Annotated in this window: 8 protein-coding genes; 7 read left to right on the top strand and 1 reads right to left on the bottom strand. The window is 67.3% G+C overall.

Annotated features, from left to right (window positions below):
- Nucleotides 1-3: 3 nt before the first annotated feature.
- The 7 genes from AC3WP6_RS03055 (at nucleotide 4) to AC3WP6_RS03025 (ending at nucleotide 6583) form a co-directional block, all read left to right on the top strand.
- Nucleotides 4-273, top strand: coding sequence for an acyl carrier protein (locus tag AC3WP6_RS03055; protein ID WP_492626324.1), 270 nt, complete (start codon nucleotides 4-6; stop codon nucleotides 271-273).
- The gene (locus tag AC3WP6_RS03050) at nucleotides 270-1832 is read left to right on the top strand and encodes a class I adenylate-forming enzyme family protein (RefSeq protein ID WP_492626323.1); all 1563 of its coding nucleotides are present in this window, start codon (nucleotides 270-272) and stop codon (nucleotides 1830-1832) included. Before AC3WP6_RS03055 ends, AC3WP6_RS03050 begins: the two co-directional genes overlap by 4 nt.
- A gap of 9 nt (nucleotides 1833-1841) precedes the next feature.
- Complete coding sequence (locus AC3WP6_RS03045; RefSeq protein ID WP_492626322.1) at nucleotides 1842-2729, top strand: N5-glutamine methyltransferase family protein; 888 nt, start codon at nucleotides 1842-1844, stop codon at nucleotides 2727-2729.
- A gap of 21 nt (nucleotides 2730-2750) precedes the next feature.
- A complete protein-coding gene (gene nadE / locus AC3WP6_RS03040) occupies nucleotides 2751-3737 on the top strand; it encodes an NAD(+) synthase (protein ID WP_492626321.1) in 987 nt (328 codons plus the stop codon).
- Nucleotides 3734-4798, top strand: a complete 1065-nt coding sequence (locus AC3WP6_RS03035) for a GNAT family N-acetyltransferase (protein WP_492626320.1) — start codon at nucleotides 3734-3736, stop codon at nucleotides 4796-4798. The genes nadE and AC3WP6_RS03035 overlap by 4 nt, the downstream gene beginning before the upstream one ends.
- 85 nt (nucleotides 4799-4883) lie before the next feature.
- On the top strand, nucleotides 4884-6065 hold the full coding sequence (locus tag AC3WP6_RS03030) for a glycosyltransferase (RefSeq protein WP_492626319.1): 1182 nt from the start codon (nucleotides 4884-4886) through the stop codon (nucleotides 6063-6065).
- Nucleotides 6062-6583: a serine O-acetyltransferase gene (locus tag AC3WP6_RS03025; RefSeq protein WP_492626318.1), complete on the top strand. Its 522-nt coding sequence runs from the start codon at nucleotides 6062-6064 to the stop codon at nucleotides 6581-6583. The genes AC3WP6_RS03030 and AC3WP6_RS03025 overlap by 4 nt, the downstream gene beginning before the upstream one ends.
- Nucleotides 6584-6601: 18 nt before the next feature.
- Here AC3WP6_RS03025 and AC3WP6_RS03020 read toward each other — a convergent pair whose 3' ends face one another.
- On the bottom strand, nucleotides 6602-9502 hold the full coding sequence (locus AC3WP6_RS03020; RefSeq protein ID WP_492626317.1) for a hypothetical protein: 2901 nt from the start codon (nucleotides 9500-9502) through the stop codon (nucleotides 6602-6604).
- Between the last annotated feature and the right edge of the window lie 81 nt (nucleotides 9503-9583).

Genomic DNA, 9583 nt, shown 5'->3' with positions numbered 1-9583 from the left:
CGCATGTCCACCGAAATCACGGCCGTCAAGCCACGCGTACGCGATTACATCCTGCACAACCTGCTGTTCAGCGACGACGCCGCCGAACTGCCCGACGACACCTCGCTGCTCGACCGCGGCATCATCGACTCCACCGGCGTGCTCGAAGTGGTGATGTTCATCGAGGAAACCTTCGGCCTGCACGTGAAGGCGAGCGACATGCTGCCGGAGAATTTCGACACCGTGAACGCCATCGCTGCCTTCGTCGAACGCCAACGGCAGGCCGTCGCGTGACCACCGCGCCGCGCCGGCTGCTGTTCGACGCGCTGTTCGAACCCGGCGCCGACCCGGCGTGGGCGGCACGCACCGCAGCGATCGTCGATGGCAAGGCGTACCGCTACGCGGAACTGGTGGATGCAGTGCAGCGCCTGGCCGCGGCCCTGACGGCACGCGGTGTCGGCCGCGGCGACCGCGTGGCGATCTACATGGACAACACCTGGCCGTGCCTGGTCGCGATACTGGCCACGCTGGTCGCCGGCGGCGTGTTCGTGGTGGTGAATCCGCTGACCAAGCGCGACAAACTCGGCTTCGTGCTGGACGACAGCGGCGCGCGCGTGCTCATTACCGACGGCCACTTGGCACCCGAATTCCTGCCGCTGCTGCCCGCGCATCCGGCCCTGCACGTGATCGCCTCCGGCACCTTGCCGGAGGGCACGACCGGCATCGATAGCTACGCCGCAGTGCTCGCGCGCAGCACGCCTTGTGCAGCGCCGGCGCCGGCGATTGCGCTCGACCTTGCGGCGCTCATCTACACCTCCGGCTCAACCGGCGCGCCCAAGGGCGTGATGCACACCCACCAGTCGATGCTGTTTGCCGCGCAAAGCCTGATCCAGTACCTGCGCCTGGGCGCGGACGACCGCATCGTGTGCGCACTGCCGCTGGCGTTCGACTACGGCCTGTACCAATGGCTGATGACGGTGCAACTCGGTGCCACGCTGGTGCTGGAGCGCTCCTTCGCCTTTCCCGCGAAGGTGTTCGCGCGCATGGTGGAGTTCGATGCCACCGTGTTTCCCGGCGTGCCCACCATCTTCGCGATGCTGCTTTCCGCGCACCGGCGCGAGCGGCTGTGCTTCCCGTCCGTCACCCGCGTCACCAACACCGCCGCCGCGCTGCCCGACGAGCAGGCGCTGCGCCTGCGCGAGATCTTCCCGAACGCGCTGATCTATAAGATGTACGGCCTCACCGAGTGCAAGCGCGTGTGCTATCTGGAACCCGAGCTGATGGAGGCCAAACCCGGCTCGGTGGGCAAGGCGATCCCCGGCACCGAAGTGTTCCTGCGCGCCCCGAACGGCGGCCCGGTGGCGCCCGGCGCCGCCGGCATTCTCCACGTGCGCGGGCCGCACGTGATGCTCGGCTACTGGAACCGCCCGGATCTTTCCGCATACATGCTGGTGCCCGGCAAGCTGCCCGGCGAGCGCGTGCTGTGCACCCACGACTGGTTCCGCATGGATGCCGAAGGCTTTCTGTATTTCGTCGGCCGCAGCGACGACATCATCAAGACGCGCGGCGAAAAGGTCAGCCCGGTGGAAGTGGAAAACGTGCTGCAGGCACTCGACGGCGTGCGCGAGGCGGCCGTGGTCGGCGTGCCGGACGAGCTCTTGGGGCAGGCGATCCACGCCTACGTGGTGCTGGAGCCGGACGCCGCCTTGCGCCCGGCACAATTGCGCGCCTACTGCCTGAAACACCTGGAAAGTTTCATGGTGCCGCAGCAGATCACGCCCTGCGCGGCGCTGCCGCGCACCCAGACCGGCAAGGTCAGCCGCAAGGCCCTGCTGGAACATCCCCCGGTTTGACCGATGCCCATGAACGCCACTTACGCCACCTTGCACCAGCGCCTTGCAGCCAGTCTGGAAACCGTGCCCGACAAACCGCTGGAAAACGCGGACACTGCACTGCGCGCGCTGTGGTTCGCCGCCGCCGGTGCGCCGTGCTCACTCGCCGCCGCGGCCATCGGTGAGTTGCCGCCACTGGCGGACGCCGCCGCACAGCGGCGGCTCGAAGCACTCGTCGGGCGCCGGCTGGCTGGTGAGCCGGTTGCCTACCTCACCGGCCGCAGCCGCTTCATGGGGCTCGATCTTTTGAGCGGCCCCGGCGCGCTGATCCCGCGGATCGAAACCGAATTGCTTGCGCAAGGCTGCATCGACCTGCTCGCGGCGCGCGATGCACACCAGGCCGCGCGCGTCATCGACGTGTGCACCGGCTCCGGCAACCTGGCCTTCGCCATCGCCCGGCAGGTGCCCGGCGCCGAGGTGTTCGGCGCGGACATCAGCGCCGACGCACTTGCGCTGGCCGCCCGCAACCGCGACTGGCTCAAGGCAGACAACGTCAGCCTGTGCGAAGGCGACCTGTTGACCCCCTTCGGCGCCGAATTCGACGCCACCGTCGATCTCGTGGCATGCGCGCCGCCGTACATCACCAGCGCCAAGGTACCGCACATGGCCACGGAAATCGCCGCCCACGAACCGCGGCTGGCGTTCGACGGCGGCCCGCTCGGCGTCACCATCCTGCTCCGCCTGCTGGAAGAGGCCCCGCGCCTGCTCAAGCACGGCGGCTGGCTCGCCTTCGAAGCCGGGCTGGGCCAAGGCCCGGCCATGCAGCGTCGCCTGGCACGCGATCGCCACTACGACACCGTACGGGCGCTGACTGACGCGCACGGCGACATCCGCGCCATCCTGGCGCATCGCGCCTGACCACGTGAAGCGGAGATCAGCGTGAGCCCACTCAACCCCGATGTGTTCGCCCTCGATGGCGCGGCCGAGACCGACCGCCTCGCCGCCGCCCTGCGCGAAACCACCGCGCGCGTGCTGCACAAGCGCGGGCTGGTGGTCGCGATCTCCGGCGGTGTCGACAGCTCGGTGTGCGCCGCGCTCGCGGTCAAGGCGCTGGGCGCGCAGCACGTGCTGGCGCTGATCCTGCCCGAGCGCGACTCCGCCAGCAGCAGCGCGGCGCATGCGCGCGTGCTCGCGGAACACCTGGGCGTGCGGGTCGAAACCGTGGACATTGCCCCCACGCTCGCCGCCATCGGCTGCTACCGTGCGCGCGACGAGGCCGTGCGCCGCCTGGTGCCCGAATACACCGCCGACTGGCGCATGAAGATCGTCATTGCCGGCGGCCGGCAAGGCGCGATCAACCACTTCAACCTCGTCGCCGAATCGCCGGCCGGCGAGCGCCGCGAGTGCGCACTGCCACTGCCCGAATACCTGCAGATCGTCGCCGCCACCAACTTCAAGCAGCGCATCCGCAAGACGCTCGAGTACTACCACGCCGACCGCCTGAACTACGCCGTGGTCGGCACCCCGAACCGGCTCGAATACGACCAGGGCTTCTTCGTCAAGAACGGCGACGGCGCGGCCGACGTCAAGCCCATCGCGCATCTGTACAAGACGCAGGTCTACGCGCTGGCGAAATACCTCGGCCTGCCCGCCTGCGTCGCCACCGCCGAGCCCACCACCGACACCTACAGCCTTGCCCAAGGCCAGGACGAGTTCTATTTCGCCCTGCCGTGGGCCAAGATGGATCTTGCGCTGTGGGCGCTGGAACACGAGCGCCCGACCAGCGAACTCGCGGCCGCCCTGGGCCTCGACGCACCCCAGGCCGAAGCGATCTACGCCGACATCCGCAACAAGCGCCGCAGCACGCGTTACCTGCACCTGGCGCCGCAGATGTTCGGCGCCGTCGCCACCGGGGCACCGTCATGAACGCCGTCGCCGCCAGGCCAGCGGAACCCCGCGGTTATTGGACGCGACTCGCCGACCCCGAGCGTGATCGCGCTGCCGTCATTGCGCTATGGCAGCGCAACCTCGGCGACGCGTCCCACCGGGCAGAAAAATTCGACTGGTTCTACCGCAGCTGTCCGTTCGGCACGCCGCTCCTGATGCTGCTGTATCACGACGACGCCTTGATCGGTTGTAGCGGTGTCGCACCGCGCCGCATGCGGTGGCGTGGCAACGCGGTGCGCGCCGGCTTGCTGGCCGACATCGCGGTGGATGCGTCACACCGCACGCTGGGCCCGGCGTTGATGCTGCAACAAGCCTTGATTGCGGCCGCCGCCGGCCAATTCGACCTGCTCTACGGTTTTCCCAATCGCAAATCCCTGCCAGTCGCCACGCGTCTCGGCTACGCCAACATCGGTGAGCTGACGCGCCATTCCTATGTGTTGCGCCACACCACCTATTTGCGCCGCTACCTGCCCCGGTGGCTGGCCACCCCGATCGGCGCCGTGCTGGATCACACGCGGATGGCCGTGCGTGCCTGCCGTCAACCGCGCAGCAACACGGTGGCAACGTGGTCGGAAGGCGTCGATCCGCGCATGGATGCGTTGTGGCAACGCCCGTTGCCCGACGCCGAACCCATCGGCGTGCGCGACACCACGACCAATCGCTGGCGTTTCGACGATTGCCCGCTGAACCACACCCGCTACCTGCTGCTGGCCGACCACCCGGAGGCGCCGCTGCGTGCGTGGTTTGCCTGCCAGGTCCACGGCACCGTCCTGCGCATATGCAGCTACTGGTCGGATCGCGGCAGCACCCATGTGGATGCCAGCCTGGTGGCAACGCTGATACACGCGGCCCGCAGCAGCGGCCATACCTCCATCTCGTTCGCCTTCAGCGGTTGCGAGGCGCTCGCGGGCAGCTGGCAAAGCGCGGGCTTTGTCGCCCGTGAAAGCCAGCCCGCGATCGCGAAATGGCTGGACCACGAACCCGCCGGCACGAATCCGGATCGGCCCTGGTTCCTCACCGAGGCGGACGAGGATGAATAAGCCGACCTGCGGCCTTTCGGCGGCATCCTTGCTCCCCATCCGGGAACCTTCCTGCCCCAGGCACCCGACCGGAAACCCTTGACCCATGCGCATCCTCTACCACCATCGCACCCAGGGACGGCAGGTCGAAGGTGTACACATTCGCGGCATCGTCGGCGCGCTGCGCGAACTCGGGCACACGGTGGATATCCTTTCGTTTCCCGGCGCCGATCCGGAGCGCGAGCCGCCCGTCACGCCTGCCACCGGCGACGCACCGCGCAAGCGCAGCATCGTTGCCTTGATGGCGCATGCCCCCGGCATCGCGTTCGAGTTTCTTGAGCTGGGCTACAACCTCGTCACCCGCTGGCGGGTGGGCCGGTACATCGCGCGCCAGCGGCCGCAGCTGGTGTACGAGCGCTATGCGTTGTTCCTGGGCGTCACCGTCTGGCTGTGCCGCCGTCGCGGCATCCCGATCGTGCTGGAAATCAACGACTCGGCGTTGATGTCGCGGGTGCGTCCGCTGCACATGCAGCGCATCGCGCAACGCATCGAGGCATGGTGCTTCCGCAATGCCACCGGTCTGGTGTTCATCTCCAGCTGGTTCCAGCAGCAGATCACGGCTGCCTACGGGAACGTGGCCCCCAGCGTGGTTTCGCCGAACGCCGCGGACTTGGCGCGCTTCGACCCCATGCGCCACGACCGGGCGACGCTGCGCGCCGCGAGGCACCTCGGCAACGGCGTGATTTGTGGCTACGTGGGGGCGTTCGTGTTCTGGCACGGCATTGCCGAGTTCGTGCGGCGCATCGCGCCCCGGCTCGACGAAGCACCGGGTTTGACGCTGCTGCTGGTCGGCGATGGCGTCGAGCTGCCAGCCGTGCGCGAGGCGATCGCCCAAGCCGGGCTGGAGCACCGCGTTTTATTGCCCGGCCGCGTGTCGCACACCGACATCCCGTCGTGGATTGCGTGCATGGACTACGCCCTGCTGGCCGACTCCAACCAGTACGGCTCCCCGATGAAGCTGTTCGAGTTGATGGCGATGGGCGTCGGCGTAGTGGTGCCCGATTACGAACCGATCCGCGAAGTGGTGACGCCCGGCGTGGATGGCTGGCTGTTCCCGCGCAAGAACTTCGACGCCTGCGTGGATCAGGTACTCGCCCTGGCAGCGCGCCCCGACGAGCTGCAACGGGTCGGCGCCGAGGCGCGCGCCACCATCGTGCGCGCCCATCAATGGCGCAACAACGCCGAGCAACTGCTGTCGCTGGTACCCGGCAAGGACGCTGCGCCATGAGCGTGCGCGCCGACCTGCACGCGAAGGCGCAGTGGTGCTACGGCAGCACGCGTCCCGCCACGCTGCTCAAGACCATCGCGACCGACGGCAGTTTCGCGATGGTCTGCTACCGCGCCATGGCATGGTGCGAGCGTCGCCGGCTGGCGCCGCTGGCGATGATCCTCAACAAGCTCAACGCGGTACTGGGCCAATGCATCATCGGCCGCGGCGCAACGTTCGGCGACGGTTTCGTGCTGGTGCACAGCCAGGGTGTCGTCATCAACGGCAGCGTGCGCGGCGGGCAACACGTCTACGTGGAACACCAGGTCACCATCGGCGCCGAAAAAGGCCGCTCGCCGATCATCGGCAACCATGTCTTCATCGGCGCCGGCGCCAAGATCGTCGGCGCGATCACCATCGGCGACCACGCCCGCATCGGCGCCAATGCCGTCGTGGTGCATGATGTCCCTGCGGGCGCCACCGTGGGCGGCATCCCGGCCCGCATCCTCAGGCAGCGTGATCCGCAGACCGGCGAATGATCCCGGGCGACCGGGTGCTCAGGGGTTGTATGGCCTGGGGTAGCCCGCGACCGGCAAGTCCGACACCGGTGCGGTCAGTTTCACCGGGGCCTGCTGTTGCACGGCGCCACCGGCGTCCACGTAGAAATCGAGTATGCCCGCGGTGCTGCTCATGAAGGTGCCACCCTGGCTCACGGTGACGGTCAGGTTGCTGCCGCTGACACTAGTGGTGATGTTGTAGCCAACCCCCGGCGCCAGCTCGGTGATGAGGTGGTGGGTTTGCGACGCCGGCACCACGTAGCTGATCGGGCCGGCCACCGCGGTACCGGCCGCCACGCCACTCTGCAGCACCACGTTGACGCCGGCACTCGAAGTCAGCCTTACACCAACCATGTTGCCCTGGGTCGCCGTAACCGGCGCCGCTGCGGCGACGGCGGCAGGCGTTGCCGCCGTGTCGAATACGGTCAACCACGTCTGGCTGGCACCCGCGCTGCCCGGGCGCTCCTGCACCTGCCAGACCTTGGTGGGGTTGCTCGTGGGGTACAACGCAATCGTGGTCAGCGCGGCGTTGACCGGGTAAACCGTGGTCATTGCACCGACATACACGCCGTTGTAGGTGATATCCAACCGGTTCTGCCCACTGGCCGCTGCGCCGGCAACGGGCATCGCCGGGAAGTGCCACGCGAGAAACTGGTCGTAGCTGCTGCTGGAATTACTGGTGCGGTCGTACACGAGAAAGAGATTGGGCCGCAGGTAAACGATCTGCCGCGTCCAGCCGGTCACCGCCAGGCCAGCCTTGAACGGCCGGTACATGTCCGCCAGCCCGGTGGCCTGCACGTACACGTAATCCGGCTTGTCCTCGAACAAGGCGACTTTCGTGCTGGCGGAAGCAGGCGTGACCATGCCTTGCCCATAAGGCTCGACCAGGGTGCCGCCACTCATGTTGCGCACGTAGTAGATGTTGTAGATCTGCTTGTTGCCCTGATACACCGTACCAGTGAAAGCGCCATACAAGTCGTTGTAGAGCAGGTTTTCATCCGAACTGCCATTCGGCTCGTGCACCATCCAGCCCCAGGTATTGACCAGCAGTGGCGCATTGCCGCGCACGATCGCAATGCTGCCTTCGTCAAACCCTTCCTCGCCCTGATTGGGGTTGTTCACGTAGGGGGCTGCACGAAACGACATCCAGCTCGCTGTGGTCGTCCAGTCGGACCGTGCGGCCACCATGCCCATGCCGCCGGCAAGGTACGCCAGCGGCAGCGAGGTGACCGGCGCCGTCGGCAACCGGGTGGCGTCGTCGAGAAATGCGAGCCACGCCGGTGCGGGGTTGTAATTCGACGTCGCGGCACTGACGTTGTTCATGTATTGGTGAAACACCGCGACCTTGTGCGAGCCCCAGTAGTTGAGCGTCCCCAGCACCTGTTGAAAGAAGCTCATCCACGGCGTGCCAACGGGAGGCGTCGGGTTGCCATTCGAATGATTCATGTCGCGATCGTCGAAGTACGCCCGCGACGGCCAGGTAAGGTGCATCGCGTAATCCGCGTTTTCCAGCGGGAAAGTGAATGCCGGCTGCGTGTGCACCAGATCCGCCCCGGTGGCCGTTTTCACTTCGCGCATCGGCAAACTCAGGTTGAGGATGGCTGGCGGCCCGTAATTGCCAAAACCCTCGGGCCAACCGCCGCCGGCCAGGTACTGGCTGTAATACGGCTGCACTTTCTGCGCAAACTGGTTGCTGTACCAATCATTCCATTCGGCCGGCGCATTGGGGTTGTCGCCGAATGTTGCCATGGCAATCACTGCCTTGGCGTGGAAATAGCCGGCGTAGTAATTGCTTTGCGGGTTCGGGTAGGCGAAGTAGGCGCAACCGGTAGACGTTTCCCACGGCACCAGCCACGAGTTGGCCGTGGTGTATACCTGCGCACGCTGCGCGGCTGTCAGCAGGTCGTACAGCCAGTCGTAGCCGAGCCCGAACCCCACGCCGTAGTTGCGGATGCCGTAGCCGGAATCCGTGCACGGGTCCTGCCCCTGGTTGCCGCTGCCGGTCGAATACGGCGTGGACATCTTCATGAGGATGTCCACGCCCTTGGCGCCATACGTCGCCGCCGCGCTCGGGTTGCTCGCCTTGAGGGCCTGGTAGCACATGCCCTCGGCCAACACGGCGGGCAGGTACTCTTCCCCTTGATACCCGGACCCCAAGTTCGGCGGATTCGGATACGCCGTACCAGTCGGATAGTTCACTTGCCCGCCGATGAAGCGATCGCAGTTGGCCTTGAGTGCCTGCCACGCCGGGGTGTTGGCAGCCACGTCCGCCTGCATTCTGGCTATCGTCGCAGGGTCGAGCAACAGCCGTGGGTGCCCCGCGATGACCGTCGGCAGCGCCGCCGCCGGCTGCACGGCAAACGGCACCGGGGCAAACGCACCCTGCGCGAGCGGAACCGCCGAACCGGCGTTGCCGGTTGTGACCGCAACGGTCAGCGGCGGGACAAGGCAGGGCGACGGGCGCGCCCGGGGAGCCTCCAGCGACGAGACCGAAATAGCCGACACCCGGTAGCCGCAATCTTCCTGTGGGGTCGACACCACGGCAGGACGGCTCTCGAATCCTGCCGGCACCTCGCGTGGCCGCGCGAAGGTCATCGGCGCACCCTCAACGAAAGGGTCCTGCACGAGCCAGGGCGGCAGGGGGCTGGGCATGACGACCCGACCAACCGCGCCGCCTTCGGACGCGTCAAGCTCCGCGTCGCTCGGCACGGGCGCGGCAACCGGCGCTCGCGTCGCCCCGACAAAGTGCGTCAGGGCGATGCGCACCTGGGGCACCGCGACACTCGCTGCCGCCAGCACCGTCGACACCAACAGGGCGATCATGCCCAAGGCACGCAGGCGCCGCCTGCGTGGCGTGCGTTCCGCAGACACCGGCTCGGTCGCGCGGATGTCGTCTGCCATGGTCGCGGACTCGTGTGGTTCAGAGCGTTGTGATGACATGCCGCCAACTCCCAGGCCGTAGCAACCGCGCCCACCGCGACT

It is taken from the genome of Rhodanobacter sp. FW106-HT46G03 (assembly GCF_058789895.1).
Note: the sequence above shows the minus strand (reverse complement) of the source record. Positions and strands in the feature narration are given on the sequence as shown.

What these genes read in the sequence shown, in the direction of transcription:
- AC3WP6_RS03055 (WP_492626324.1), top strand. Translation starts at nt 4, where the DNA reads ATGTCCACCGAAATCACGGCCGTCAAGCCACGCGTACGCGATTACATC.
- AC3WP6_RS03045 (WP_492626322.1), top strand. Translation starts at nt 1,842, where the DNA reads ATGAACGCCACTTACGCCACCTTGCACCAGCGCCTTGCAGCCAGTCTG.
- AC3WP6_RS03035 (WP_492626320.1), top strand. Translation starts at nt 3,734, where the DNA reads ATGAACGCCGTCGCCGCCAGGCCAGCGGAACCCCGCGGTTATTGGACG.
- AC3WP6_RS03030 (WP_492626319.1), top strand. Translation starts at nt 4,884, where the DNA reads ATGCGCATCCTCTACCACCATCGCACCCAGGGACGGCAGGTCGAAGGT.
- AC3WP6_RS03025 (WP_492626318.1), top strand. Translation starts at nt 6,062, where the DNA reads ATGAGCGTGCGCGCCGACCTGCACGCGAAGGCGCAGTGGTGCTACGGC.
- AC3WP6_RS03020 (WP_492626317.1), bottom strand. Translation starts at nt 9,502, where the DNA reads ATGGCAGACGACATCCGCGCGACCGAGCCGGTGTCTGCGGAACGCACG.